The 25,097-nt window shown below is 41.8% G+C and carries 28 protein-coding genes; 16 read left to right on the forward strand and 12 right to left on the reverse strand.

Annotated elements, in window-relative coordinates:
- The first annotated feature begins 427 nt into the window (after window positions 1-427).
- Together BM100_RS05645 and BM100_RS05650 are read left to right on the forward strand one after the other, a co-directional pair.
- Window positions 428-763: a metalloregulator ArsR/SmtB family transcription factor gene (locus BM100_RS05645; protein WP_092508788.1), complete on the forward strand. Its 336-nt coding sequence runs from the start codon at window positions 428-430 to the stop codon at window positions 761-763.
- A gap of 203 nt (window positions 764-966) precedes the next feature.
- On the forward strand, window positions 967-2,256 hold the full coding sequence (locus BM100_RS05650; protein WP_092508790.1) for an arsenic transporter: 1,290 nt from the start codon (window positions 967-969) through the stop codon (window positions 2,254-2,256).
- Between the two features lie 99 nt (window positions 2,257-2,355).
- Here BM100_RS05650 and BM100_RS05655 read toward each other — a convergent pair whose 3' ends face one another.
- From BM100_RS05655 to BM100_RS05665, 3 genes are all read right to left on the reverse strand, one after another.
- Window positions 2,356-2,649, reverse strand: coding sequence for an agmatine deiminase family protein (locus BM100_RS05655; protein ID WP_092508792.1), 294 nt, complete (start codon window positions 2,647-2,649; stop codon window positions 2,356-2,358).
- Window positions 2,628-2,870: an agmatine deiminase family protein gene (locus BM100_RS05660; RefSeq protein ID WP_092508794.1), complete on the reverse strand. Its 243-nt coding sequence runs from the start codon at window positions 2,868-2,870 to the stop codon at window positions 2,628-2,630. Before BM100_RS05660 ends, BM100_RS05655 begins: the two co-directional genes overlap by 22 nt.
- A 101-nt stretch (window positions 2,871-2,971) precedes the next feature.
- Window positions 2,972-3,940: an MBL fold metallo-hydrolase gene (locus tag BM100_RS05665; RefSeq protein WP_092508796.1), complete on the reverse strand. Its 969-nt coding sequence runs from the start codon at window positions 3,938-3,940 to the stop codon at window positions 2,972-2,974.
- Between the two features lie 78 nt (window positions 3,941-4,018).
- Here BM100_RS05665 and BM100_RS05670 point away from each other — a divergent pair, with 78 nt between their 5' ends.
- Window positions 4,019-4,963 carry a LysR family transcriptional regulator gene (locus BM100_RS05670; protein WP_092509046.1) on the forward strand — a complete coding sequence of 315 codons (945 nt, stop codon included), beginning with the start codon at window positions 4,019-4,021 and terminating at the stop codon, window positions 4,961-4,963.
- A gap of 16 nt (window positions 4,964-4,979) precedes the next feature.
- On the opposite strand, the gene BM100_RS05675 is transcribed toward BM100_RS05670, so the two are convergent.
- Window positions 4,980-5,909 carry an AraC family transcriptional regulator gene (locus BM100_RS05675; RefSeq protein WP_092508798.1) on the reverse strand — a complete coding sequence of 310 codons (930 nt, stop codon included), beginning with the start codon at window positions 5,907-5,909 and terminating at the stop codon, window positions 4,980-4,982.
- 112 nt (window positions 5,910-6,021) lie between these two features.
- On the opposite strand from BM100_RS05675, the gene BM100_RS05680 reads away from it, so the two are divergent.
- From BM100_RS05680 to BM100_RS05700, 6 genes are all read left to right on the forward strand, one after another.
- Window positions 6,022-6,891, forward strand: coding sequence for an SDR family NAD(P)-dependent oxidoreductase (locus tag BM100_RS05680; protein ID WP_092508800.1), 870 nt, complete (start codon window positions 6,022-6,024; stop codon window positions 6,889-6,891).
- A 251-nt stretch (window positions 6,892-7,142) separates the two neighbouring features.
- Complete coding sequence (locus BM100_RS05685) at window positions 7,143-7,604, forward strand: MarR family winged helix-turn-helix transcriptional regulator (protein WP_169924665.1); 462 nt, start codon at window positions 7,143-7,145, stop codon at window positions 7,602-7,604.
- A gap of 2 nt (window positions 7,605-7,606) precedes the next feature.
- Window positions 7,607-7,783, forward strand: a complete 177-nt coding sequence (locus BM100_RS22485; protein WP_244590578.1) for an FUSC family protein — start codon at window positions 7,607-7,609, stop codon at window positions 7,781-7,783.
- Window positions 7,784-7,834: 51 nt separating this feature from the next.
- Window positions 7,835-8,047 (forward strand): DUF1656 domain-containing protein, encoded by a 213-nt coding sequence (locus BM100_RS05690; protein WP_092508802.1) that lies wholly within the window; start codon window positions 7,835-7,837, stop codon window positions 8,045-8,047.
- Window positions 8,048-8,054: 7 nt separating this feature from the next.
- Entirely contained in the window at window positions 8,055-8,939 is an 885-nt protein-coding gene (locus BM100_RS05695) for an efflux RND transporter periplasmic adaptor subunit (protein ID WP_092508804.1), read from the forward strand.
- A gap of 380 nt (window positions 8,940-9,319) precedes the next feature.
- Window positions 9,320-9,499 (forward strand): hypothetical protein, encoded by a 180-nt coding sequence (locus tag BM100_RS05700; protein WP_092508806.1) that lies wholly within the window; start codon window positions 9,320-9,322, stop codon window positions 9,497-9,499.
- 913 nt (window positions 9,500-10,412) lie between these two features.
- Here BM100_RS05700 and BM100_RS05710 read toward each other — a convergent pair.
- The 3 genes from BM100_RS05710 to BM100_RS05720 all read right to left on the reverse strand — a co-directional run bounded on the left by BM100_RS05710 (window position 10,413) and on the right by BM100_RS05720 (window position 11,927).
- Entirely contained in the window at window positions 10,413-10,907 is a 495-nt protein-coding gene (locus tag BM100_RS05710; protein WP_092508810.1) for an NUDIX hydrolase, read from the reverse strand.
- Window positions 10,908-11,072: 165 nt separating this feature from the next.
- Window positions 11,073-11,450 (reverse strand): VOC family protein, encoded by a 378-nt coding sequence (locus tag BM100_RS05715; protein ID WP_092508812.1) that lies wholly within the window; start codon window positions 11,448-11,450, stop codon window positions 11,073-11,075.
- Between the two features lie 30 nt (window positions 11,451-11,480).
- Window positions 11,481-11,927: a VOC family protein gene (locus BM100_RS05720; RefSeq protein ID WP_092508814.1), complete on the reverse strand. Its 447-nt coding sequence runs from the start codon at window positions 11,925-11,927 to the stop codon at window positions 11,481-11,483.
- A 245-nt stretch (window positions 11,928-12,172) separates the two neighbouring features.
- On the opposite strand from BM100_RS05720, the gene ydfG reads away from it, so the two are divergent.
- The 3 genes from ydfG (at window position 12,173) to BM100_RS05735 (ending at window position 13,695) form a co-directional block, all read left to right on the forward strand.
- Window positions 12,173-12,922: a bifunctional NADP-dependent 3-hydroxy acid dehydrogenase/3-hydroxypropionate dehydrogenase YdfG gene (gene ydfG / locus BM100_RS05725; protein WP_092508816.1), complete on the forward strand. Its 750-nt coding sequence runs from the start codon at window positions 12,173-12,175 to the stop codon at window positions 12,920-12,922.
- 71 nt (window positions 12,923-12,993) lie between these two features.
- Window positions 12,994-13,353, forward strand: a complete 360-nt coding sequence (locus BM100_RS05730) for a DUF1283 family protein (RefSeq protein WP_092508818.1) — start codon at window positions 12,994-12,996, stop codon at window positions 13,351-13,353.
- A gap of 33 nt (window positions 13,354-13,386) precedes the next feature.
- Window positions 13,387-13,695, forward strand: a complete 309-nt coding sequence (locus BM100_RS05735) for a DUF1161 domain-containing protein (RefSeq protein ID WP_422645293.1) — start codon at window positions 13,387-13,389, stop codon at window positions 13,693-13,695.
- A 91-nt stretch (window positions 13,696-13,786) separates the two neighbouring features.
- Here the strand turns inward: BM100_RS05735 and bioD are convergent, their stop codons facing one another.
- From bioD to BM100_RS05750, 3 genes are all read right to left on the reverse strand, one after another.
- Complete coding sequence (gene bioD / locus BM100_RS05740) at window positions 13,787-14,470, reverse strand: dethiobiotin synthase (protein ID WP_092508819.1); 684 nt, start codon at window positions 14,468-14,470, stop codon at window positions 13,787-13,789.
- A gap of 143 nt (window positions 14,471-14,613) precedes the next feature.
- A complete protein-coding gene (mlc, locus tag BM100_RS05745) occupies window positions 14,614-15,861 on the reverse strand; it encodes a sugar metabolism global transcriptional regulator Mlc (protein ID WP_092509052.1) in 1,248 nt (415 codons plus the stop codon).
- Window positions 15,862-16,016: 155 nt separating this feature from the next.
- The gene (locus BM100_RS05750; RefSeq protein WP_092508821.1) at window positions 16,017-16,943 is read right to left on the reverse strand and encodes a LysR family transcriptional regulator; all 927 of its coding nucleotides are present in this window, start codon (window positions 16,941-16,943) and stop codon (window positions 16,017-16,019) included.
- A 135-nt stretch (window positions 16,944-17,078) separates the two neighbouring features.
- On the opposite strand from BM100_RS05750, the gene BM100_RS05755 reads away from it, so the two are divergent.
- Window positions 17,079-18,377 (forward strand): MFS transporter, encoded by a 1,299-nt coding sequence (locus tag BM100_RS05755; protein WP_092508823.1) that lies wholly within the window; start codon window positions 17,079-17,081, stop codon window positions 18,375-18,377.
- A 158-nt stretch (window positions 18,378-18,535) separates the two neighbouring features.
- Here the strand turns inward: BM100_RS05755 and BM100_RS05760 are convergent, their stop codons facing one another.
- Window positions 18,536-19,168 carry a helix-turn-helix domain-containing protein gene (locus BM100_RS05760; protein ID WP_092508825.1) on the reverse strand — a complete coding sequence of 211 codons (633 nt, stop codon included), beginning with the start codon at window positions 19,166-19,168 and terminating at the stop codon, window positions 18,536-18,538.
- 306 nt (window positions 19,169-19,474) lie between these two features.
- Between BM100_RS05760 and tus the strand changes: the two genes are divergently transcribed.
- On the forward strand, window positions 19,475-20,401 hold the full coding sequence (tus, locus tag BM100_RS05765; RefSeq protein ID WP_092508827.1) for a DNA replication terminus site-binding protein: 927 nt from the start codon (window positions 19,475-19,477) through the stop codon (window positions 20,399-20,401).
- A gap of 223 nt (window positions 20,402-20,624) precedes the next feature.
- Here tus and fumC read toward each other — a convergent pair whose 3' ends face one another.
- The gene (fumC, locus tag BM100_RS05770) at window positions 20,625-22,019 is read right to left on the reverse strand and encodes a class II fumarate hydratase (RefSeq protein WP_092508829.1); all 1,395 of its coding nucleotides are present in this window, start codon (window positions 22,017-22,019) and stop codon (window positions 20,625-20,627) included.
- A 172-nt stretch (window positions 22,020-22,191) separates the two neighbouring features.
- On the opposite strand from fumC, the gene manA reads away from it, so the two are divergent.
- Both manA and BM100_RS05780 read left to right on the forward strand, forming a co-directional pair.
- Window positions 22,192-23,364, forward strand: a complete 1,173-nt coding sequence (gene manA, locus BM100_RS05775; protein WP_092508831.1) for a mannose-6-phosphate isomerase — start codon at window positions 22,192-22,194, stop codon at window positions 23,362-23,364.
- A 174-nt stretch (window positions 23,365-23,538) separates the two neighbouring features.
- Entirely contained in the window at window positions 23,539-25,056 is a 1,518-nt protein-coding gene (locus BM100_RS05780) for a YdgA family protein (RefSeq protein ID WP_092508833.1), read from the forward strand.
- The last annotated feature ends 41 nt before the right edge of the window (window positions 25,057-25,097 follow it).

The following is a 25,097-nucleotide window of genomic DNA, read 5'->3' on the forward strand; positions in this document are numbered from 1 at the left end:
TAATGAAAATATGGGTTTTTATTTAAGGAGCATGATTATATATGATAATGAGTCTCGTTTGCAATTATATTCATCGTAATTATTAATCTATTTCAATTAATTACAAAAACAAAAGCAAACTGAGAATAATTAACAAAACCTCTAAATAATAATCCATTTATATTAATTGCGATATTTACATTCATTTATTTTTATTTTGTTATCATTTTCATCTATAACATGGTCGATATAAAAGACAGGGTTGAGGGTGAGAAAAGCCAAGTTTTATAATCATTTTTAATAAAAAAGCAGCACCTAGAAACATCATTCTTCACCGCTAAACACGAACCTGACTAAGCACTCGGCGGGCTAACCTCTAACAACATATTCGGTTTGACGCATATATTATTTGGATGTAAATTGCAAAACAGATTACAAAGGAGCAAGCATGGAACCATTACAATTGTTTAAGATATTGAGTGATCAAACGAGACTGGACATCGTATTGCTTCTGAAAGCAGTCGGTGAATTGTGTGTCTGTGATATTTATACCGCGTTAAATTTGTCTCAACCCAAAACTTCCCGTCATCTTGCTATGTTGCGAGAATGCGGTTTATTACTGGATTCAAAGCATGGTAAATGGGTTCATTACAGATTATCACCTGCATTATTGCCGTGGGTAAAGAACATGATAGACCTGACTTATGCCACAGAGAAAAACAGGGTTTCTCAATTGATTAATGCGATAGAGACAAATAACTCTGTCGGCAGTTGCTCTGCTTAAAAATTTTGAATCAATACATATGGAAAATCATATATAATTTCATCATTATGAAAAACTTTGAAAAAGTGACACTGACAAAACGTGTTGCCATCGTCCTTTTTTAAAAAATGAGCAGGTTGGAATATCAGCATGAAGTCAATTAGCTGATTAATCATTATTCGCGGATAAAAGGCGCTTTTCAGCATCTTTTAAAAGAGGTTGTTATGCTTATCGCAGCACTAATATTTATTCTGACGATTACTTTTGTTATTTGGCAGCCTAAAGGGTTAGGTATTGGCTGGAGTGCAACTCTCGGGGCAATATTGGCTTTGGCATTTGGTGTTATCAGTTTTCAGGATATTCCCGTTGTCTGGAACATTGTCTGGAATGCGACAGCAACATTCGTTGCCGTGATCATCATCAGCCTTCTTTTAGATGAAAGTGGTTTCTTCGAATGGGCAGCATTGCATGTAGCAAAATGGGGCGGAGGAAAAGGGCGGTTACTGTTCAGTTATATCGTTTTGCTCGGCGCTTCCGTTGCCGCTTTATTTGCTAATGATGGTGCAGCGCTGATTTTGACCCCCATCGTCATCGCCATGTTATTAGCGTTAGGCTTTAACAAAGGAACAACGTTGGCGTTTGTAATGGCCGCTGGTTTCATTGCTGATACAGCCAGTTTGCCGCTTATTGTCTCCAATCTGGTCAACATCGTTTCTGCTGATTTCTTCAATATCGGTTTTAGTGAATATGCATCTATCATGGTTCCCGTTGATATTGCCGCTATTGTCGCAACGTTAATGATGCTGCATTACTTTTTTCGCAAAGACATACCTCAACAATATGAGGTCTCAAAACTGGGCAACCCGGCTTTAGCAATTAAGGATATGACAACATTTAAAGCAGGATGGTTTGTATTGGTGTCATTATTGATAGGTTTCTTTGTGTTAGAGCCTTTGGGGATTCCAGTCAGTGCTATTGCTGCAATAGGAGCGTTAATTCTTTGGATCATTGCTTCCAAAGGACACGTGATTAACACAAAGAAAGTGTTACGTGGTGCACCGTGGCAAATTGTGATTTTTTCACTTGGCATGTATTTGGTTGTGTATGGTTTAAGAAATGCTGGGTTAACCAACTATCTTTCAGAAATACTCAATTATCTTGCTGATAAAGGTCTATGGGCAGCAACGCTGGGGACTGGGTTTATCACTGCTTTTTTATCTTCCATCATGAATAACATGCCAACCGTGTTAATCGGCGCATTATCCATTGAAGGGAGTGAGGCTACCGGATTAATACAGCAAGCAATGGTTTATGCAAATGTCATCGGGGCTGATTTAGGGCCAAAAATCACTCCCATTGGAAGTTTAGCAACCTTGTTATGGTTACACGTTTTATCGCAAAAAAATATGACCATCACATGGGGATACTATTTTAAAACAGGCATTATCATGACCATCCCTGTATTAACAGTCACGTTAATCGCTTTAGTGCTCAGGCTTTCACTATTAAATTAATGGTAACGTGCCTCCGACAAGGTAGGCTTTAATTAAGCTTACTTGAAGGCCGAAGCCGCAGTCACTGACTTCCATCTAAGTGACTGCGGCTTTTCTTTTTTATTCGTCAGGGGTGAGCATTGTGAAATCGGGTTGCTGCATGGTCACACAATGGATCCCACCGCCGCCAATTGCAATGTAATCAATATCCACTTGAACAATGCGTTGCTGCGGAAATAGAGATTCCATTAACTCTTTTGCTTCCGCATCCGCTTTTTTGTCACCAAACTCTGGCAGGATAATTCCGCCGTTACACGGGTAAAAATTGATATAACCGGCAGCAAAATCCGGATATACCTCTCGGTTAACCCGCGTATGAAGTGGGTTATTAACTATGTGAATAGTATCAAGCAGTTAACTTCTATCGCGCCGCCTTCCAGTATCAACGGGCTGGTATATAGCGGCATCCCGCAGTATTCCGCCATGACTGCCGCAACTCCAGCATCTTGTTCTGAGGTCTGTTTTCCACCCCAGCCATTAAAGTTGAAGCTGATGGCAGTCGGTTTATGTGTTGCAGTGTCATAAACAAAATTTTCGGGTTTAAATTTACTGGTAATATAGTGGATGACGAGCATATCTATGAATTATTACTAGAGTAAAAATGCATGAGTTTTATTGCGGTAATCGAATAACAAAAGAAAAAAGGTAGACTAATTGATGGCCTACCTTTTATGTTTTATTGGTTATTCCCTTTAGCGCTATAATTTATTGGAACCCAACGATAGCCATTATCAACCGCCTTTTTCACATGTCCGAATCCCGGGAATGAAATATGGGCAGCGGCAACCCAGTCACCTGATTTAACGGTCTCAGCCAAAACACTTTCGCGTGTTGAAACCGCCTGTTTTTGGTTAACATCAAAATGGATTGCCACGTCAGGTTCAGGCATCTGAACCGCTTTTGCATGAATGATATCTCCCCAGAAAATCATATTTTGGCCGTGATTGCTGATACGATAAATAACACTGCCGGGGGTATGTCCTGGAGCCGGAATGGCACTAATCCCGGGCATGATATCTGTCGGGGCCTGAAATGTCTGGAGTTTTCCGGCGTTAATGATAGGGCGCAGGGATAACTCTGACTCTGCAAATGTGTACTGCTGACTTTTTTCCACTTTACTGATATTAGCGGGATCGAGCCACCAACTGACATCTTTCTGATCCACATAAACCTTCGCATTAGGGAAGGCCGGCAACCCATTGAACTGCACACCACCGGAATGATCTCCGTGGATATGAGTTAACAGGACAATATCAATATTTTCTGGCAGGATGCCTGCTTCACGCAGGTTAGTCAGTAAATGGCCGCCAGCCTCTCCCATAAGTGCACCGGCACCAGTATCAACCAGAATAAGTTGTTTACCGGTATTAATTACAAAAGTATTAATAGAAGTTTCAGCCAATGGCGTCATCGCATCCTTGGCCATCTGACGCTTTAATTTCTCAGGTGAAATATTCGTTAGTAATTTATCCAGAGGGATAGTTACCGTTCCATCAGAAACAGCCGTTATCTGCCATTCACCTAACATCATCCGGTAATAGCCGGGTGCCTGTTGTTGCGTGACCGGTACAGGTTGGGCAAGGAGTGGTGTTGTCGTAAGCAGGCTGCCCGTAAGAATTGCAAGCAGTGTTAGTGCGGTTTTCATTTTCTTTTCCTATCAATATGTTTGACCTGCATCAGTATTATGGAGATAGTGTTATCAAACAAATTGATTGAATTTATTATGACTATTAATGAAAATAATTTTAGGGGCATGGATCTGAATCTGCTGGTTACCTTTATGGTATTGTTCAGGGAGCAGAGTGTTTCTGTTGCCGCAGATAAACTTCATTTGGGGCAACCAGCAGTTAGTGCATCACTGGCGCGTTTACGTAACATGTTTAATGATCCGTTATTTATCCGCAGCGGTCACCGGATGCAGCCTACACATAGAGCGGTAGAAATTCACCAATCGATTTTACCGATAATGACCCAGTTACAGACCTTCGTGTTTAAATCCGACGAGTTTATTCCAGCAACGGTACAAGCAACCATGACATTAGGTATGACCGACTGGATTGAAATGTTGTTGATGCCAAAATTATTGCCGATACTTGCCTCTAGAGCTCCGGGACTCAGAATTAATACTGTTGAAAGCGATCCTTTTATAGATGCACAGCAGTTGGAAAAAGGAACGCTCGATATGGCCATTTCCGTGGCAGTGCCGTCAATACAGCATATTTGTAGGCAAACAGTGATCCCGATGAATTTTGTTATGCTATGGGATACAGGCCAACTGACATTAAAAACACCTGTGATCACTGAAAATTATGCTGCATTGCAACATGTTATGGTGAGTTATAAATCAGCAAACCGAAGCCAGATAGATACCTTACTGGAATCAAAAGGGCTGTCCCGCAGTGTCGTTTATACAACACCACATTTTTCCGCCTTGCCAGGATTACTGAAAGCCATGCCGCTTATCACTACTGTGCCGTGTGCATTAGGGAAACTATGGCAACAAGAGTATGGTTTTGAGAGCAGTCCGTTACTGTTCGATATTCCGTCGTTTGATATCGGTTTATTGTGGCACGAACGTAATAATAGCCATCCGATCCTGATGTGGTTAAAGACAATCATTGCTGAATTATTTGATTGCGGATATGAAAATGGCAGTGAGCATGGATAGTATAAAAATCCATAACTTAACTCATTCGCTCATCCAATGCATTACGTCGATATTTACCGGGGCTCACAGCCATAACCCGTTTAAACGCCGTACTGAATGCGCTCTCCGATTCATAGCCTGAAGAGAAGGCGATAGTGGCAACGCTGTCGCTGCTGTTTTGCAAACGATCTGCCGCCTTCAGCATTCGCCAGCGGGACAGATACTCCATCGCTGTCCTGCCAACCAGCGCTTTAAAACGCTGAGCAAAGACGGTACGGGATACGCCTGCCACCTGCGCCAGCGAGAGCAGGGTCCAGTTACGTTCCGATTCTGCGTGAATCGCCATAATAGCCTGGCCAATTTGCTTATCGGTTAGCGCCCGAAACCATCCCTGCGGCAGCGCGTCAGAAGTCGTCAGAAAAAGGCGCAACACTTGAACAAGCATCAGATGTGCCAGGTGTGTGGACATCAATATGCCTCCCGGTTTCGGCTCCCTTAACTCAGTGGCCCACTGCGCCAGAGACCAGCGAATCACCTCAGCCTGGTCGGTAGCCTTCGGAATGTGCACAATTGACGGTAGCGCATCAAACAGCACTCCGGCATGTTCACCGGAAAAGATGAACAGGCCACTTAAAATGAACACATCGCCGCCGCCATTGTACTTCACCAAGCCATTTCTGACGGCCTCTTCAGCCAGTGATGCCCCGTCCGTGACCGGTAGCGCCGGATCGGAAGAGAGCAGCAAACTCTGGTGGCTGTTGAGCAAAATACAGTCTCCGGCATGAAAACATATCGGCTTCTCAGCATCTTCAACTACGCCCCAGCACGTGCCTTTGGTCACAGCCATGAACTTTATGCCTTTTTTATAGGGCGGAAAGTTAAATGCCCAGTCACCCGCTGCGTCAAACCCCGCGTAGTACTGGCTGTGCGGTTGCAGTAAAGAAAGAACATCTGACAACGGATCCATAGTTATTCCGTACGATTGCAAAAGAAATAAGGACTCTAAAGCATGGATAGTACTCACAGCAACAATTATTGTTACATCAGTATTTCGTCCCCATAAACGGAGAGTTTTCCCTATGCATCACGCCAATAAAGTATGGTTCATCACTGGCGCATCATCTGGTTTTGGTAAAGCGCTGGGCGAACTGGTGCTGGCAAAAGGCGACAGCGCCGTGCTCACTGCCCGCCGCCTCGAACCGCTTCAAGAGATTGCAGAAAAATACGGCGAGCGAGCCCTGCCGCTACAACTGGATGTCACCAGCCCGTTTGAGCGTGCCCGGGTGCTAAAAGCCGCATTCTTCCACTTTGGACGTATTGACGTACTGGCCAATATTGCCGGAGCCGGGGCCTATGGTGCACTGGAGGAGTTCACCTCCGAACAGATCCGCGCCAATATGGAACTGAACTTCTTTGCTGCCGCCGAGCTGTCGCGGGGGATTCTGCCACATATGCGTGCTCAACAATCAGGACATATCCTCAATCTGACCAGCATTGCTGGCCTTGTGGCGTTCCCCGGCAACGGATTATATAACGCCTCGAAGTTTGCTCTGGAAGGTTTTACTGAATCGCTGCACCATGAGGTAAAACCGTTCGGTGTGCGCGTAACATTGATTGAACCTGGCGCGTTCCGTACCGGATTTGCCGGTGCTGCTGCAATGAAAGCCAAGGGAATCATTGCAGATTATGCTCCGCTGGATGCCGGACTGGATGAGTACTTCTCCAGTCAGGATGGCCAGCAAATGGGCGATCCGGTCAAAGGTATGCAGCTGGTGATCGATATGGTGGAAAATGATACCGCACCTGTGCGTCTGATGCTGGGCGAGGATGCTTATCAGCTGTGGGAAAGCGCCGTCGCCTCGCGAAATCGTGATCTGAACACATGGCGGAAAAAAGGCATCGACACTGCCATCCCTGGCGCAGCCACAAATCCTGTTCAGGCAACCTGATACTTTGTTGTTCAATAAATCCTTAATCCCCCCGGCAAATGTAAACCGGCCGGGGCTGAAATCGACACCATCTGTATATCCTTAAAAGGATAAAAAACTTTCTGGTGAAAGAATATTATCCTGCCGCTTTTATGCTTCCGATGATCCGCATTTGTGTCACTATGATAATAATCCTATATAATCCAGCGATAACAACTATTGCTTTTGCAATAGTTGTTATTTAATCTATATGTCAAAATTAGGAACCGATTATGAATGCCAAGATTATTTCTCTACATAACCTTTCGAACGCACTGCAACCCACCAGAAGAGCATGGAAACAGGCTGCAGGTCTGGTTACTGCCCAACACAATATTTCAATGGCTCTGGCGACAGTCGTGATCCATGTCAACCGTCAGACTGAAGGTATTAACCAGCGTGATCTGGCTGAGCTCGTGGGAGTGAATCCCGGAGCACTGGTCCGGTTGCTGGATCAGGCGACTGAAGCAGGCTATCTGGAACGCCGGGAAGGGGAGAACGACCGCCGTTATAAGACGCTGCATATCCTGCCGGAAGGTGCCAGACTGGCGCAACAACTGGAGGATGCAGCCGATAAACTGCGTCTGGAATTGATGGCGGATGTGCCACAGGAAGACATTGACGCGGCTACGCGCATATTACGCTTGTTCGAGGAACGAGCCTTACATTACTTTAAGAATAGCGAAAATGAGTAGCAATGCCCGGAAAAGCAGAGTTGTTATATAGTAGTAAGCTTTTTATTTCTGCCATGCTGGCATTCGGCTTGGCCGAAAGTATTGGCCTTCTTAATCCTTACTGGGCAATGGTGACATGTTGTGTACTGAACAACGCTGTCAGTGGTTCAGTGCGAGCCCGCGCAGTCTATCTCCGTTAACACGTTTGCGACTTCTGCATTTTCCTGACAGTACCAGCTGGACTCCAATTCATGATTAGTGAGATTAATATCGATGGCATCTTTATTTCGCCATTACTGTTGTGCCTTGCGCTGGCTTTTCCAGCAAGACTGTTGACTTCCCGGTTGATGGAACATCTAGGATGTTACCGGCTTATCGCACAACGTCCGCTTTTTGATACATGCCTGTTTTTGATCCTGACAGGTGTTTTTTCCCTGACATTAAAATATATTTCTGTTTCCTGAGGTTATTATGCAGTACAGACAACTTACCGGCTGGTTAAGGAAGTCCATCACGCTATTGGCTTTTATTGCTGCCGCGTATGTATTATGGCAGCTTTATCTATATTATGTTTATGCTCCGCAAACCAGAGATGGAAAAATTACCGCAGATGTTGTCCCTTTGTCGACGGATGTTTCGGGCATCGTCTCCCGCGTATATGTCCAGGATAACCAGCGGGTTCATAAGGGACAACTGCTGGTTAGCTTGGATAAGGTGCGTCTGGTTAACGCGGTGGAGCAGGCCAACGCGACAGTGGAACAGGCCAGAATAAAACTGGTAACAGCACGTCGGGAAAACCAACGCTATCAATCGCTTAAAAATGCTATTTCGCAGCAGGAGCAGGACAACAAGAGTGATGCGCTGTCGCTGGCGAAGGCAGATTTGGACCAAGCGATCGCCGATCAGAAACTGGCTGCGATCAACCTTCAACGCAGCGATCTCTATGCGCCCGTGGATGGCATTATTACAAATTTCTCTTTGCGTCCGGGGCATTATGCTACTGCTGGTCAGCCGGTAATGGCGTTAGTAGATTCCGGTAGTTTTTTCGTCGCCGGATATTTTGAAGAAACAAAACTTGGCAAAATAAGAGTCGGAGACTCTGCCTCGATCCGTATTATGGGTGAATCTCAGGTGGTCAAGGGGCATGTCGAAAGCCTGGCTGCGGGCATCAACGACAGCGAACGCACGACCACATCCGGGACGCTGCTGGCGAATGTTAATCCCACATTCAGCTGGATCCGCCTGGCACAACGCATTCCTGTGCGTATTAAAATTGACAGTGTGCCTGAAGGTATAACCTTAATTGCAGGAAGAACCGTTTCTGTTGTTATCGACGAAAAAAATCATTCCAACTGAACTGAGCTGTCAAAACAGTTCGCCAACACTTGTGACCGTCGTGCTGAATCAGATTAAATTGAATTTCAGGAGTTTTTGTCGATTGACTGTATTGCCGATTTTTGTGATGAAAAACTAATTAGGCTGGAATTGTGTCAGCAGATTACACATCCGGGTGAGATTATCGCCAGAGATTTGTAGGATATAGAAATGAACTGTGAGGTTTTCACAGACAGAAGTGGATTGACAGATTCTGAGGCGAGATCGTTGTTGGTTAGGAAAGGGGGGATTTTAATCTGGAGATTGCTAATCGAATTTCCTCTGTATGGGGGAGTACGCCAGATGTTTGTTGCATCTACAGCAGCATATAACCAACGGTGATAGCCGCGAGGGAGTTTTAAATGAAAAAATTCACAACGCATGAAGAAGTTAAGAATAGGTTTTTCAAAGATCCCGAATTCCATGCAGCTTATGAGGCTGAATTTCAAAACCCTGGCCCTGATTATCAGATTGTTTATCATCACGAAGATGGAACTGAGGAGATTGTCTTTGATTCACGAAGCCAGAATGGGCAAAACTAATGAAATAAACCATATTGATTTTTTTGTGAAGGGATAATGGTACCATGACCAACAACGTGAGGTTCAACTAAATGAGCTGCGAGCACTGCCAGGAGCTATGTGTTAAATACGTTATCCGGACACCAGAGCAATTACGAAAGGCAATACGTATTGCCAGAAACGCGCTCAGTGAAGGAATATTGTCAGAAATTCAAACAACCGATAACTGGAACCAATACAGCTTCCGTGAGTGCGCTGAAAAGATGATATGGGGCGATATAGTTGATTATCATTTTACATGCAATTATTGCGGAACTAAGTTCGTCCTGGGAGCAGAAACCTACCACGGTCGAGGTGGCTATTGGTCACCCGAAAATAAAAAACCATCCGCAATAATACTTACATAAAATGTGATTATAAACAAATTGTCTAACCCAGGTAATGTATGCAAGTGAAAAATGAACAGGGTAGCTAACTCTATGATTACATAAGGACGTAAAAAGATTATGAGCTTTATGTTCCATTGATTTAATTTAACATAATATAGATTATGCGAACCAATATTGTCATAGCAAAATTGTAATCTCCGCTCTGGACTAAGTTATTACGACTTATCGAGCGGAGTTTTTACATTGGAAATCGTTAGCCAGTTAGAAGTCCGTCAAGATATGATTGATCATCAACTGCCGACTAAAATGCATTGCTGGGGCGAAGTTCATCATACGAGATAACGACATGTTCACGATATGCAGGTCTACTAAGAAGTCGTTTATAGTATGCTTCAACATTTGGCATTGATTTTTTCTTTATATCAATATCATAAATTCTTCTGCAATAATTTATTCAATAATACATTCATAAATCAGGACATTTCTACTTCGCCTTGGCATTTGGTGCCATGAAGGTTTACGTTGAAATTTTTTCCAATTCATTATCAAAACTTGGTAATGGGAAGCTCATTTATATTCATTGGTTCGAGATTATCAAATAAATGCGAAGATATTATTTTTGTAATATCTGACGGATATATTATCTCCTGTGTTTGAATCAGTTCTTTAAGCCCCCACCAATGGTGGCGATGGATAACTGATTTTTCGTTATCAGTCCATCCATTATTGTTGATTTCTTCTTCATCAGATAACACGATAAAAAAACGCTCTTTTGCCAGAACAGTTTCTCCGCTGGGGAGGGTCATTTCAAAAGCTCTCTGCGCAACATGTTTCCCAACATTATCCCTAATAATGCCAGTTTCTTCTTTCAGTTCTCTGACAGCTGCCTGTTCAAAAGACTCGCCATGTTCAACACCGCCACCAGGAGTAGCCCAGTAAGACTTACCTGCCAACGCATCGTTTGTATGTGCAAAACGAAATAACAACACTTGCCTGGACGAGTTGATGATAAGCAATCTAGCGGAACAACGAACACGCATACTTTATTACCCTATTCCTACGAAGAAATATGTTCATTCTAAACAATCAGTTATAATGTAGCCGGAGTTATATTTGTAATAAGAAAATCCATGAGATGATTTCCGATGTTTAGATTTAAATTCCATTTTCATACTAGACAAAACTACATGGTAGGATTTTTTAAATTATCCATAATTGGGATCCAATAATGCAGTTGGTGCAGATATGTCTAGCAAAGCACCACTTTCATCTTTAATAAGAAATCGACGTTGGCCATAAGGTAAATCTCGTGGCGGTTCAGCAATATTGAGTTCCAATTTCAGCGCTTTCAAATAATAAGGTTCTACATCTTCTACAATACAAGTGATAATCAGCCCCTGACATGGTTTCTGATATGCATCTGGAATAAACTCGCTCGTTCTCAGGAAAGCGGAAACTTGCCCATGTTTTTCAGAAGACATTGAGATAAACCAGTCAGATTCATATTCAATACTAAAACCCAAGAGATTAACAAATAAATCTCGTGTACTGGTTAAGTTATCAGTAAGAATGTTAGTTAACATGTAGCCCTTCTGTTTTAACAATCTAATTATTCAATTAGCGTGCTCATGCAACCACGGAGTAATAGTAACCGCAGTCAAAATCCCTTCTGGGCTAAGTAAGCGTGTCACTATTTGCCCCCAGGGTTCTTTCCGCTTAGCTACCAACACGCGATAATCTTTAGCTGTCAGTGCATTGGTGGCAGCATCAATATCACTGACTTCAAACTCAAGCCAAGCTTGGGGTTCTGCTAGTACAGAGGGCCAGTGTTCAGTACCAAAACAAGAATAAGCCGCCTGTGTTAATGGCCAAAGTGCAAAATGTTTAACTCCCACCAGCCCATCTTGCTCTGTGAGCAAATAATCATTATTTCCATCCATAGACTGTAAAGGCAAGCCAAGCAGATCCACATAAAATGACTTACTGATTTCCGTGTTACGGGTTATTGGGCCAAAACCAGCAACAAATAGAACATCAATTCCTGCGACATGACCTTTCATAAAATGCCTCGTTGATATAATTCAGTGAAAAGCATTCAATCACCCCATTCTCAATTATAGATATAACTGACAGGATCGAATGAGTAACTTTTTTTGTTAAGTTACAATCTATTGATTCATCGCAAAACCATTTAAAAACAATATGATAAATTTATCTTGGGAAAAAGTTTTCTTGACTAGAAGGAAATAATTTTTTAAAAAATGTAAAAACTAACGATAACAATTCACAGATTAAGAGGACAGTTATGATCGTTTTTGTGACAGGGGCTACTTCCGGTTTTGGTGAAGCAATTGCAAGAAAGTTTATTGAACATGGTTCCGAAGTTATTGCTACAGGGCGTCGAAAAGAGAGATTAGATGCCTTGAAAGCAGAGTTGGGTGAGAAATTCCACCCCATTCAGCTTGATGTGAGAGATCGTGCCGCCATTGAGAATGTCATTCAACAATTACCTGATTCATTGCGTAATGTAGATATTCTTGTGAATAATGCCGGTCTTGCTTTGGGGCTAGAGCCTGCCCATCAAGCTAATCCAGATGATTGGGAAAATATGATCGATACCAATACTAAAGGATTAGTCAATATGACACGAGCTCTATTGCCTAACATGGTTCAAGTTAACCGTGGTCATATTATTAATATTGGCTCCACAGCAGCAAATTGGCCTTATGCCGGTGGCAACGTTTATGGCGCAACCAAAGCGTTTGTCAAACAATTTAGCTTAGGGTTGCGAGCTGATTTACACGGTAAAAATATTCGAGTCACTGATATTGAACCAGGTCTTGTAGGCGGAACAGAATTTTCTAATGTACGCTTTAAAGGTAATGAGGAAAAAGTTGGCAAGACATACGAAGGGGCTGATGCACTTACTGCTGAGGATATTGCCGATGCCGTATTTTGGGTTGCCACCCTCCCTTCCCGCGTCAATATCAATACGTTGGAAATGATGCCCGTCTGTCAGTCATTTGCAGGTTTAAGTGTGTATAGAAATCAATAAGGTTTAAGGAAATGACCTAGTATTATTCAATGGCACATCTTTGTTAATGGCACAATGAAAGAGGTTCAAACATGAGCGCATATAGTTCCTTAATTGTTAAAACGGTTTCCGCTATTGCTCTAGTGTTGTCGTTCCTTTGGCAAGCGCCGGCATTCTCTGCGCCTTGCTCATCAGATAGCACTTGCGTAACCATTAATGGTGGTGAGAATTCGATGAGCAAGGAAAAGGCTCGCCAAAGCAAAGAAAAATGGAATGAACAAAGGAAATTACGTCAAAAAATAGACAACCGAAGAGAGAAAGAATTTGATAAGTACGAGGTAGCAACAGATAATCGAGAGGATTGTTTGCAAAGCGCCAATATTAATGCGTACTGGGAACCCAATACAAGACGTTGCCTAGATATTAATACAGGTCGCCCAATCAAACCGTGATAGACTTGGCACCTACATCAAAATAAGGAGATGATGGTGAAAAAGATCTTACTGACTGGGGCGTTATTTTTTGTGCTTTCTCCCCTTGCAGCGCAAGCGTCACAAAAGACAACTTGTGAAAGCCTGAAAGAAGAAATAGCGCAAAAAATCATTAAAAATGGCGTAGCAGAAACGGATTTTAAACTTGAAATTGTTCCGAAAGACCAAGCCATAAGTGATGGTAAAGTAGTTGGTCACTGTGGTCTCGGCAAGCAAAAGATAGTTTACACTCGTTTTACGCATTCCAATACGGCCAATACTCAGGCCTCGACTCTTGCTGATGGTAAGAAAAACCAAGAGTAGCATCAAAAGTAGTATTGCATTCGTATTACGCCGTTATGGCCACTTATTAAAAAAAGGGAGCATTTGTTTGCTCCCTTTTTTATTGTCTTGTTTAGAGACTAAAAGATCTATTATCAAATGCTGATATAGCAGAAACATCCAGATAACAAGATAAATCTCGTTCTTCTGGCCTTAAAAGGTAAGGAATCTCTCCCACTTGCGGAGCTGGAATGTGACACCGTAACCTATCCAATGTCTTAGCATAATGCGCTAAGCCAGGGTTAATCCGATTTGCAATCCAACCAGCCAAAGGAACGCCATCATTAATGATAGATTGAGCCGTTAATATGGCATGATTGACGCATCCCGCCTGAATCCCAACAACTAAGATAACCGGGAGTTTTTCTTGTATAACCCAATCAGAATAAAACGTCTCATCGTCAAGTAACATACGCCAACCGCCGTTACCTTCAATAATGACGCGATCTGCTTTATTGCCCAAATTTTTAAGGCCTTTTGTCATTTGAATAAAATCAGCCTTATTCTTTGCATCGCAATTGCTTTCCCAAATCATAGGGTTGATTTCTTCATAAGCTACATGAACCGGTGAAGATTTATGTATGACTAAGGCATCACGATTACGTATTCCCTCCGGTGTTTCTTGTTTCTCTGTTGCAATAGGTTTATACCCTACCGCAGTTGCTCCTTCACGATTAAAAACTTGCAATAATGCGCGAGTAACAACTGTTTTACCAATGTTGGTATCTGTGCCTGTAACAAATAAGCGCGTTAACATAAATTCACTTTTCCGTTTTCCGTAATAACAAAACAGATTGACCGGTTACTCGTTCAGCGAGCAAGTCTAGAGTGTAGGAGATGTGGTTAAGATAGGGATTGCGTTAGCTCAATGTTTTGCCTGATATGTATTGTCTTTGTCCTTTATCCTTGCATAAGTTCAAGCAAGAGTTCGCCACTATATAGAGCTTGCTTAATCGACGCTGCCGCAGGAAGTGTACCGCTGTTATCAAATTGAGCTGCCACAATATCAACTTGCTGGCTATAACCGGGAAGTGAGCGCTGTGCAATTTGTTGCTGAATTGCAGGGTAAAGGATATGTTGCGCCTTGTTCAGCGGCGAGCCAATCAATATCCGTTCTGGATTAAAGATATTGACGATTATCGCCATAATCCGCCCAATTTTTTCCCCTATTCCATGGATAATTTCGCTGGCCAAGGCATCACCATTAATGGCGGCCAAGCAAAGTGAATCTATGGTCAATGACTCAATATTATCGGTGCCGGTCTCATTGATAATCGTATTGATAAAGGAATCAGGGCGACTTTTTGCCAGCTCGCGCGCTTTTTCTAAAATAGGTTTGAGGCCCACAACCGTTTCAAGGCAGCCTATATTTCCACAATAACAAGGTTCGCCGTCAGGATCGATTTGTATGTGCCCTATTTCTACAACACTGTGGTTTCCTGCATGAAGAATTTGACCTGCTGTCATAATCCCAGCACCGACATGATCATCAATGACGAGATGGATAAGATTTTGACAATGCTTTCCCGCGCCATATAGAGATTCAGCAATTGTCCATGCTGTAATGCCATGTTGCAGAAAAATCGGCAGCCCCGTACGCTGATGCAAGAACGCGCCAAGAGGAATATCTTTTACGTTATAGTCTGGGGAACTATGGATTACCCCATTTATAGGATCGACAATTGCATTTATTGTAATGCTAATAGCAGTAAGACGTTCTAGATGAGATTGATGACGGAGGAAGAAGTTATCTATCTTATCAGCGAAGCTATCCAAGAAAGATTCATTTTGAGACACAGAAAAAAGCTGTTCATCTTCTGCCACCAGATTACTGCTCAAATCTCGTAGCCCAATGACAAGGCTTCCTTTATTGATGCGTATACACAAAAACTGCCACCCTTCGCTATCTATCTTTAACCCAATAGCCGGACGCCCGCGAAAACCGAGTTCAGGAAATTCGGTTTCTTTAACTAAATGAGCATCTATGAGTTCTCGTGTAATTTTTGTAATGCTGGCAGGCGCTAACTGGGCTCTTTTAGACAGAGCAATACGCGAGATAGGTTCATATTGATCAATCAGCCGATAAACTAAACCGATGTTAGTTTGCTTAATCTGGTCAATATGACTTGGCTGGATATCGACACTCACCTCGCTTCTCACTATTCGTGCCTCCCACGATTTAATTCACTCCGCGAAAAAATCATTGATGATTATGTCGCTGTTTAAGTGAGAAGATATCCATTTGGCACAGAAATGTGATCTTTCACACGAACTTATTTATTGTTACGACGGATGAGTGAGTTTCATTTCCCTTCTTTGAAAGCAAAAATGTTTGAGATTAAAAGATTTGTTAAATTATCAGCCGCAGCACCATTGTTATGGTGATTCTTATGCCTAACTAACCACACTTCAGAATAAACGGTGTTATTGGTTAAAGGCAGATATTGAACGCCATCCAGCTTCATTCGGGTAAAAGATTCTGTGATAATGCTTACCCCTAATCCTGCGGCAACTAAACCAAGGATTGTCATCGCCTCTCCTGCCTCCTGAGAAATTGTTGGCGTCACACCTGCATTTGCCAGTAGAGAAATGATCTCATCATATAAAGCGGTTCCCACATCACGCTCAAAGAATACTAACGGATACTCAGACAACATGGCCAAATCAACGCCATTTTCCGCATATTCAAGCAAAGGATGGCCATCATATACCGCCAGCATGAAGCGTTCTCGAAAAAGTAACTGATGCTCTAAGTTATCTGGCAGTCGCGTATTACGCATAATCCCTATATCTAACCTGCCGGTTTGCAAAGGTGCTATTTGTTGTTTGGTATTCATTTGGTGCATATGAATACTTACATCAGGATAAAGCTCCCGGAATTGGCGCAGGCTAAGCGTTACTTTATGCATGAAAGGTGTGGTGGATGTGAAACCTATAGATATCTCACCTAATTCACCTTGTTGCATTCGAGCAGCCTTTGTTGCTGCTGCCTCGACTTGAGCAATGATTTGGTGTGCTTCCTGAAGAAACATATGCCCGGCAGGTGTCAAACTAACATTTCGGTTATCACGAACCAGTAGTTGAGCGTTAATGCTTGCTTCAAGAGACTGAATCTGTTGGCTTAGTGGTGGTTGTGACATATTTAACCGTTCTGCAGCGCGCCCAAAGTGCAACTCTTCAGCAACAGCAATAAAATAACGCAAGTGCCTCAGTTCTATATTAGCAGCCATAATCTATCACTCGATTGATATCTTAAAAGTATCATTCCTAACTATTAATATATTAGACAAAATATTTATGAATTTCTATTCTTGATCTAAATCAAGTTGTTAACATTTTTGTATAGAAATAAATAAGGAAATAACGTGAATATAACCCGAAACGTCAGTAAAAAATCAGCAGTCCCTGACGTTGAAAGTCATGTTGAAACCACGATACATCAGGAATACCGAAACGGACAGCGCTACATTCAACGTGAAGATGCTGCATACCTGCGTGTCACTCTATCATTCTTTGCAGTTGGTCTGGCTACCTTTGCGATACTCTATTTTGTTCAACCAATATTGCCGATCTTGTCGGAGGAATTTAACGTTTCCCCTGCCAGCAGTAGTTTAGCTTTATCACTCTCAACTGGGATGTTGGCTCTCGGATTATTGATCACCGGCCCGCTATCTGATGCAGTTGGCCGTAAAAATGTCATGGTAATCTCGTTGATTTCCGCAGCTATCTTTACGCTTTTAAGTGCCGTTGTGACCAGTTGGAATGGCATTCTGCTGATCCGTGCATTAATCGGTTTATCAGTCAGTGGGGTGGCCGCCGTTGCAATGACTTACTTAAGTGAAGAAATACACCCCAGCTATGCGGCCTTATCCATTGGGCTTTATATTAGTGGCAATTCATTCGGAGGTATGAGTGGACGATTGGTCACTGGCGTGATTGCAGATCATTTTCCTTGGCAATTTGCTGTTATTTTATTGGGAACTTTTGCCTTGTTGTCTGCCGTCGTATTTTGGCGGATGTTACCTGAATCCAAAAATTTTAAGCCCAGCCCAATAAACCCCAAAACGCTGCTTATCAATTTAAAGCTACATTTTCGCGATAAGGGCTTGCCCTTGCTCTTTGCTGAATCTTTTTTGTTGATGGGTAGTTTTATCACAATGTTTAATTACATTGCTTATCGGCTATTAGCAGCACCTTATCACTTTAGCCAGACAGTGGTTGGGTTGCTATCCATCGTCTATTTAACAGGAACTTACAGTGCGGCCAAAGCAGGAAAATTGACAAGTAGGTATGGACGCGGAAAGGTATTATTAGTTGCCATCAGTATGATGTTGATAGGCTGCGTATTTACTGTTTTTTCCTCTATTTGGATTGTGATGTTCGGAATGATGATCTTGACTACCGGTTTTTTTGCTGCCCACTCTGTTGCCAGTGGATGGGTAGGACAGCGGGCAAAACAGGCAAAAGCACAAGCATCTTCGCTGTATCTATTTGGTTATTATGTTGGATCAAGCATTGCCGGCACGGTAGGTGGTATATTTTGGCTTCATTTTTCATGGAATGGTGTTGCAGCTTTTATTTCATTATTAACAATAATCGCGCTTTATTTAGGATTCAAACTCAATAAATTAGAAAAGCAACAACTAAAAAATAGCAATAAATAGAAAGTCAGTTAAATCAGCTCACCGACATTTATAACTACGCCTGCATTTATAACTATGTTGGTGAGCTGATGGGATTCATTTTTTTCATTTTACAAACCAAAATTAAAGATCAATAATTAACCAATCAAGTTAGCAATATTTAAAATTTACCTTATATTTCAATAATAAGATTGTTCAGGCAATACGAGAACTTTTGTTAAATAGCCATTTGTAATTTCTATACACCCTTCTTTTTTTAGCGAAAATAATATTCGCTGTATGCAACTTCGGGAAAGAGTACATCGTTTCTCAATATATTTTATAGCAGAAATACTTTCTCTAAATTCATCCGGTAAAGCCATCAAACGAGATAACAGATTGCACACAACTTCTTTTGCGTTATGCCTGAAGATACTTACATCCCTAGCATACATAAAAGATATTTTGTACGAAACTATCCTCATCCACTCTCTGTACAGGTCGTGTTTCTTGATAGAGTTTAATGCAGTAACTCTAGGAATTTGATACATTTTGCAATGCAAACCCATTTCAATGGAATAATAGGCTTCCGCACCAGGATAGAAAGAGAGACCAATAATATAAGGTGAAAAAATCGTCGATATGATTAAATCATCATTTATTCTGTGCAAATTTACATAACCATGATCTAATAAAAAAAACTTAGCAAATTCATTCTCAATTTTAATTAATCTCCCTTGTGTGAGCAAATCAGGCGTGATTAATTCGGAATATGGCAATAATGTCTCGATAACCTTTTTAAAGGAATTCACTGGTTTGACTATTTTTTTCATATTGCACTACCTTGTAGTCTAACTCATTCTAATATACGACCATTTAGAATGAAAAAATAAGTGAAAAGTATTTCTTATGTTTAACCTTACCTTGCTTTTTTGATTAATTATTTATAATTTAAATTTTTACCATAAAGTCGAATTCTAGGGCAATAGATGCCCTTTTTTATTGCTACTTATTTAGCTTTTTTTGATTAGTTGTAGAGGTTCTGATGTTGTGTGTTTATACTGTACAGAGAACGGTATGTTGTAACTAATAAACTATTGTCGTTAAAAAGGCAATAAGCATCACTGGTGAGAACAGCAATGAATAAATACTTTTCAATAGAATCAATGACAACGTGTTTCAAAAAGCAGGAAGAAAAGTTGTCTGAACTCATCGAGTTATTGACTCTTTATCCTATTATTGATGCACGGGTATTTAAATTACCGCAGATCGAAAAAGGTGAAGAACATGAGCAAATAACAGAAATTATCGTCGATCCCCTGCAAGGCAATGAAGCACTCGACTTAGGATTACGCTTCTATCAAAAGCTATTTATACATCACAACAATCCTAATATCAGCAGCAAGGCTGCAAGCCGTCTTCCCGGAGCATTATGTTTTTCCGTCAGCCACCAGCAATATAAAAAAGCCATCGAAGTGATCAATGAGGTAAATCAACTAAAAACTGAGCTGGAAAACATCGTCACGAAAGAGTCAGGTATCAGCAAAGAACAACGGTTTGAATTTGTTCATAATCATTTACGAGGTTTAATTACTCTCAATGCTTATCGTACTATTACCCCCCTGCTGAATCCTGATTCCATCAACTTTGGTTGGGCCAATAAAAACATTATTAATAAAGTCACTAAACAACAAATCCTAGAGCGACTGGAAAAAAGTTATAACGCTGGCCGGGCTGTCCCGCCCTACTCCAGCGAGCAATGGTCAGCACTGGTGGAGTTAGAAATTACCGATATCCAAAAACTTCCCGATGATGTCGTGTTAAAAATAAAACGGCCAGTAAAAGTTCAACCCATTACCCGTGTGTGGTATTCAGAACTACAAAAACAAGTTCAATATGCTTGCCCTCTTCCCGTTATAGTCTTCTATACAGAAGAGAGCGAAATTAAACCTAAGATCGGCACGTTACCAAATTATAATGCCAACGCGATAAAGCATAGATATAAGCCTAAAGCCAAACCGCTTGAGCTGGTGATTCCCCGCTTGCATCTTTATCGAGAAATCTAATTGTTCGATAAATCTATACACAATGGATTTCAAATTACATCGCGGCGGCAAGGGAGAACATCCCATCCCCGGATGCATAGCTAGCCGTATGTTTATAAAAACGGCGACCGGGGTGAGTGAGCGCAGGCTGTTTGAAAGATGACGAAGTGTATAAGACATAAAAAAACCGGAGTAAATTATACTCCGGCTTTCATGGTGTAACTTGACCATCAAACCATCAAAGTTACTTCATGCTACCAACCATGTCTTCAGGGCGAACCCACTCATCAAATTCAGCTTCAGTCAGATACCCTAACTGCATTGCAGACTGTTTCAGAGTCAACCCTTCTTTGTGGGCTTTCTTGGCAATCTCAGCGGCTTTATCGTATCCAATATGCGTATTCAATGCAGTTACCAGCATCAGAGATTCGTTCAGCAATTGAGTGATACGATCATGATTAGGTTCGATACCAATCGCACAATGCTCATTGAAGCTGCGCATACCATCCGCCAGCAAACGCACAGATTGCAGGAAGTTATGGATAACCATAGGACGGAACACGTTCAGTTCGAAGTTGCCAGATGCACCACCAATATTGATGGCAACATCGTTACCCATCACTTGGGCACACAGCATTGTCATCGCTTCGCACTGAGTTGGGTTCACTTTACCTGGCATGATTGAACTGCCTGGCTCGTTTTCAGGAATGGAGATTTCACCAATGCCGCAACGAGGGCCTGAAGCCAACCAACGTACATCGTTAGCAATCTTCATCAGCGATGCTGCCAGACCTTTCAATGCGCCATGTGAATGAACCAGTGCATCACAGGTTGCCAGTGCTTCAAATTTGTTAGGTGAAGTTACAAAAGGCTGACCTGATAATTCTGCGATTTTCTTCGCAACGCGAACGGCATATTCAGGATGAGTATTCAGACCCGTACCTACAGCGGTGCCACCCAGAGCCAATTCACACACATGAGGAACGCTATCTTCAATATGTTTCAGATTATATGCCAGCATAGCGGCCCAACCTGAAATTTCCTGACCTAAAGTCAGAGGAGTTGCATCTTGTAAGTGAGTACGACCAATTTTTACAATGTGCTTAAATGATTCTGCTTTATCTGCCAATGTTTTTTGCAGCACATTCAGTTCAGGCAGAAGATGTTCACGTATTGCGATAACAGCAGCAACATGCATTGCTGTTGGGAATACGTCATTTGAGCTTTGACTTTTATTAACGTCATCATTAGGGTGAATCAAACGCTCATTACCCCTTTGACCGCCAAGGATCTCACTACCACGGTTCGCCAACACTTCATTCATGTTCATGTTGCTTTGCGTACCAGAACCGGTCTGCCAAATAGCAAGAGGGAATTCTGTTGGGTGTTTGCCGTCTAACACCTCTTTTGCGGCAGCGATAATTGCATCAGCACGCTCTTTAGGCAAAAGGCCCAAATCCATGTTGACACTTGCAGCTGCTTGTTTAGTTAATGCAAGAGCATGAATCAATGCAACAGGCATTTTTTCCTGAGAAATGCGGAAATGCTCCAGTGAGCGCTGAGTTTGCGCTCCCCATAATTGGTCAGCAGGTACTTCGATAGGTCCCATTGAGTCTTTTTCAATGCGAGTGGCTGCCATTACTATCTCCTTAGCAAACAGAATAATTGAATACGCCGGAACAAACTTTGCAGATAAATTAGTCGGCATTTCTCCATAATGCCATAAATTCGTTATCGATAATGCGACCTAACCGTGTTTATTGTATTGTTGTCATATAAATAAGTTATTTTTTATTACAGGAAATTACGCCATGCTGAAAATGATTAACAACATTCAACACTATGATTGGGGGAGTAAAACCGCACTGACGGATATTTACGGCATAGATAACCCTGATAATCAGCCAATGGCAGAACTATGGATGGGAGCGCACCCGAAGAGCAGTTCATTGGTGACAGATCCCCAAACCGGCGAAACAATCACGTTGGATGCCCTGATAGCCAAAGAGCCAGAAAAACACCTTGGAGAGAAAACTGCACATCAATTTCAGCGCCTGCCTTTTTTGTTCAAGGTATTGTGCGCCGCACAGCCGTTGTCTATCCAAGTACATCCAGATAAAAGATCTGCGGAAATCGGGTTTGCAAAAGAAAATTCAGCAGGGATACCTGTAGATTCAGCGCAGCGCAATTATAAAGATGATAATCACAAACCTGAATTAGTGTATGCTCTGACGCCGTTCAAGGCCATGAATGCGTTTCGCCCTTTAGCAGAAATAACACGATTATTGGCTTCGGTTTCCGCTGCACATCCTGATATTCAGACATTCCTCCAGCATCCAACTGAGAAAACGCTGTCGTTTCTCTTTTCTCAGTTATTGAACATGCAAGGAGAACAAAAACATTTGGCTATTGCCGTCTTAAAGTCTGCGCTAAACAGCAATCAAGGAGAACCGTGGGATACCATCAGAAAAATGACCGCTTTCTATCCCGATGATAACGGTCTGTTTTCACCGCTTCTGTTGAATATCGTTGAGTTAAAGCCCGGGCAGGCCATGTTCCTTTACGCTCGCACTCCCCATGCTTACCTTGAAGGTGTGGCGCTTGAAGTTATGGCAAATTCTGACAATGTCCTGCGTGCCGGTTTAACCAGTAAACATATCGATGTACCAGAATTAATGGCTAATCTGGACTTTATACCCAAATCTGCCGATACTTTGCTGACGCTCCCAAAACAGGAAAAAGGCGCACTGAATTATCCTGTTCCCGTCAATGACTTTTGCTTTTCTGTTTATGCTGTTCAGGAACAGCCAATCACTTTGGCGAATGATTCCGCGTCAATACTTTTTTGTTTTGAAGGCCAAGTGGTCATCAGCACTGATAAACAGCAATTGAGACTATTCTCAGGTGAATCAGTTTTCTTATCTGCTATAGAACAAGCCGTGATTGTTCAAGGCAATGGAAAAGTAGCCAAGGTATACAATTAATTGCCTTATATTCAAATGGTTGCATCTATCTTCATCGGTGAAAAAGAAAATTTTTGGTAGAAACCGATTAAAAATATTTTAGATAGGCTATACACTTAACAACCATTATTGACATAAATACAAAACGCATAATATTTATCGTTTCATATGCGTTAAAAAGGATGGGATTTCTACATGAAAAAATCGTTAGTAGCTGTAAGTGTTGTTGTTGCACTAGGTGTTGTGTGGAGTGGTGCATCATGGCTCACAGGTAAGAAAATCGAAGATAATTTGAATGAATATGTCAAGAACGCCAACAGTGAACTGAAAAATGCATTTCCTGACAGCGGTATCGAATTACAGGCAAAAGATTTCAAACGCGGCATTTTCAGCTCTGATGTCAATTTAGTATTAAACATCAAAAAAGGTGTGAAAAATGTTGGTATTGAGCCAAATGAAGAAGTCATCTTCAAATCCAACATTGATCACGGGCCGTTCCCGCTTGAAAACCTGAAAAAGTTCAATCTGATGCCTAAAATGGCAACTCTTCATGCTGAACTTGAAAAAAATAAAGAGCTGGAAAAACTGTTTGATATTACCGACGGGAAGTCGTTGCTGAACTTAAATACCAGTGTTGGTTATACGGGAAACCTTTCAACCGACATAGAGCTAATTCCTATTAATCATGAAGAAGCACAGAAAGATGGAGAAAAAAACGTTTTCTCATTCTCAGGAGCTAAAATCGTTGCTGAAACCAGCCGTGATTTAAGTTCATTCTCATTTAAGATTAAGAGTGACGAGCTGTCTATCACTACTCCTGCAAAAAATGAAGCGATCATCCTGAAAGACATTAATTTTACAGGGGATAATAAAAAAGGGAATTTCGATTTCTATATCGGCAATCAGAACTATAACATTGGCGAAATTACCGTTCGTGGGAAAAATAATGAAGAATCGTCCCTGAAAGGGTTCAATATCGCATCTGATTTGTCCGAAGATAAAAATAACCTAAACATCAAGCTGGCTTACAGTGTTGATGGGATGATAGTTAAAAACATCAACTTGGGTTCAGGTAAGTTTACCCTGAAGATGGAAAAGTTAGATGGCCCATCAGTACGTAAATTCACTCAAGCCTACAATGATGATGTAGCAGAAGCGCTCTCTTCCAACGAGTTGTCATCTGATGTAACAACCTACGCTATTCTCAATAATGCACACCTGCTCTTTAATAAAAGCCCGCAGCTCAGTATTTCGCCTTTCAGTTGGAAAAACAGCAAGGGTGAAAGCATGGTAGATTTCAAACTCGCCTTGCAAAACATCCCTGAAAATAAAGATACTCTGAATACCATGCCTCCTGAAGAGATGATCCGTACTCTGGTTCAAGATTTGTCACTGCGCATCAATATACCTAAGGCTATGTTGATAGAGTCCATCGCACAGGCAGATGAATTAGATGGTAAGGATAAGGCGACCGCTGAAGCTCAGGCAACGCTATCCGTTCAGATGATTGCCAAAGGCGGCGAAAAGTTCATCACCGATAAAGACGATGTTCTTGGCCTTAACTTCAACTATTCAAATGACAAAGTTGAATTAAACGGCAAAGAGTCCAGCCTGCATCAATTCCTGCTTGATAATGGCCTTGCTGACTCCTATGATGGGACAGATGGTGAGCAAAATCAGCATGATGAGACTGAAAAACCTGTTGCTGAATAAGTGAAAGGTTTAGTAACAGTCACTATAAACCGAATAATCGG

The organism is Xenorhabdus mauleonii, from assembly GCF_900113945.1.
Classification (GTDB): Bacteria; Pseudomonadota; Gammaproteobacteria; order Enterobacterales; family Enterobacteriaceae; genus Xenorhabdus; species Xenorhabdus mauleonii.

Excerpts from the sequence above, each read along its gene's own strand:
- BM100_RS05645 (WP_092508788.1), top strand. The coding sequence starts at position 428 with ATGGAACCATTACAATTGTTTAAGATATTGAGTGATCAAACGAGACTG.
- BM100_RS05650 (WP_092508790.1), top strand. The coding sequence starts at position 967 with ATGCTTATCGCAGCACTAATATTTATTCTGACGATTACTTTTGTTATT.
- BM100_RS05660 (WP_092508794.1), bottom strand. The coding sequence starts at position 2,870 with ATGCTCGTCATCCACTATATTACCAGTAAATTTAAACCCGAAAATTTT.
- BM100_RS05665 (WP_092508796.1), bottom strand. The coding sequence starts at position 3,940 with ATGAAAACCGCACTAACACTGCTTGCAATTCTTACGGGCAGCCTGCTT.
- BM100_RS05670 (WP_092509046.1), top strand. The coding sequence starts at position 4,019 with ATGACTATTAATGAAAATAATTTTAGGGGCATGGATCTGAATCTGCTG.
- BM100_RS05675 (WP_092508798.1), bottom strand. The coding sequence starts at position 5,909 with ATGGATCCGTTGTCAGATGTTCTTTCTTTACTGCAACCGCACAGCCAG.
- BM100_RS05680 (WP_092508800.1), top strand. The coding sequence starts at position 6,022 with ATGCATCACGCCAATAAAGTATGGTTCATCACTGGCGCATCATCTGGT.
- BM100_RS05685 (WP_169924665.1), top strand. The coding sequence starts at position 7,143 with ATGAATGCCAAGATTATTTCTCTACATAACCTTTCGAACGCACTGCAA.
- BM100_RS22485 (WP_244590578.1), top strand. The coding sequence starts at position 7,607 with ATGCCCGGAAAAGCAGAGTTGTTATATAGTAGTAAGCTTTTTATTTCT.
- BM100_RS05690 (WP_092508802.1), top strand. The coding sequence starts at position 7,835 with ATGATTAGTGAGATTAATATCGATGGCATCTTTATTTCGCCATTACTG.
- BM100_RS05695 (WP_092508804.1), top strand. The coding sequence starts at position 8,055 with ATGCAGTACAGACAACTTACCGGCTGGTTAAGGAAGTCCATCACGCTA.
- BM100_RS05700 (WP_092508806.1), top strand. The coding sequence starts at position 9,320 with ATGAAAAAATTCACAACGCATGAAGAAGTTAAGAATAGGTTTTTCAAA.
- BM100_RS05710 (WP_092508810.1), bottom strand. The coding sequence starts at position 10,907 with ATGCGTGTTCGTTGTTCCGCTAGATTGCTTATCATCAACTCGTCCAGG.
- BM100_RS05715 (WP_092508812.1), bottom strand. The coding sequence starts at position 11,450 with ATGTTAACTAACATTCTTACTGATAACTTAACCAGTACACGAGATTTA.
- BM100_RS05720 (WP_092508814.1), bottom strand. The coding sequence starts at position 11,927 with ATGAAAGGTCATGTCGCAGGAATTGATGTTCTATTTGTTGCTGGTTTT.
- ydfG (WP_092508816.1), top strand. The coding sequence starts at position 12,173 with ATGATCGTTTTTGTGACAGGGGCTACTTCCGGTTTTGGTGAAGCAATT.
- BM100_RS05730 (WP_092508818.1), top strand. The coding sequence starts at position 12,994 with ATGAGCGCATATAGTTCCTTAATTGTTAAAACGGTTTCCGCTATTGCT.
- BM100_RS05735 (WP_422645293.1), top strand. The coding sequence starts at position 13,387 with ATGGTGAAAAAGATCTTACTGACTGGGGCGTTATTTTTTGTGCTTTCT.
- bioD (WP_092508819.1), bottom strand. The coding sequence starts at position 14,470 with ATGTTAACGCGCTTATTTGTTACAGGCACAGATACCAACATTGGTAAA.
- BM100_RS05750 (WP_092508821.1), bottom strand. The coding sequence starts at position 16,943 with ATGGCTGCTAATATAGAACTGAGGCACTTGCGTTATTTTATTGCTGTT.
- BM100_RS05760 (WP_092508825.1), bottom strand. The coding sequence starts at position 19,168 with ATGAAAAAAATAGTCAAACCAGTGAATTCCTTTAAAAAGGTTATCGAG.
- tus (WP_092508827.1), top strand. The coding sequence starts at position 19,475 with ATGAATAAATACTTTTCAATAGAATCAATGACAACGTGTTTCAAAAAG.
- fumC (WP_092508829.1), bottom strand. The coding sequence starts at position 22,019 with ATGGCAGCCACTCGCATTGAAAAAGACTCAATGGGACCTATCGAAGTA.
- manA (WP_092508831.1), top strand. The coding sequence starts at position 22,192 with ATGCTGAAAATGATTAACAACATTCAACACTATGATTGGGGGAGTAAA.
- BM100_RS05780 (WP_092508833.1), top strand. The coding sequence starts at position 23,539 with ATGAAAAAATCGTTAGTAGCTGTAAGTGTTGTTGTTGCACTAGGTGTT.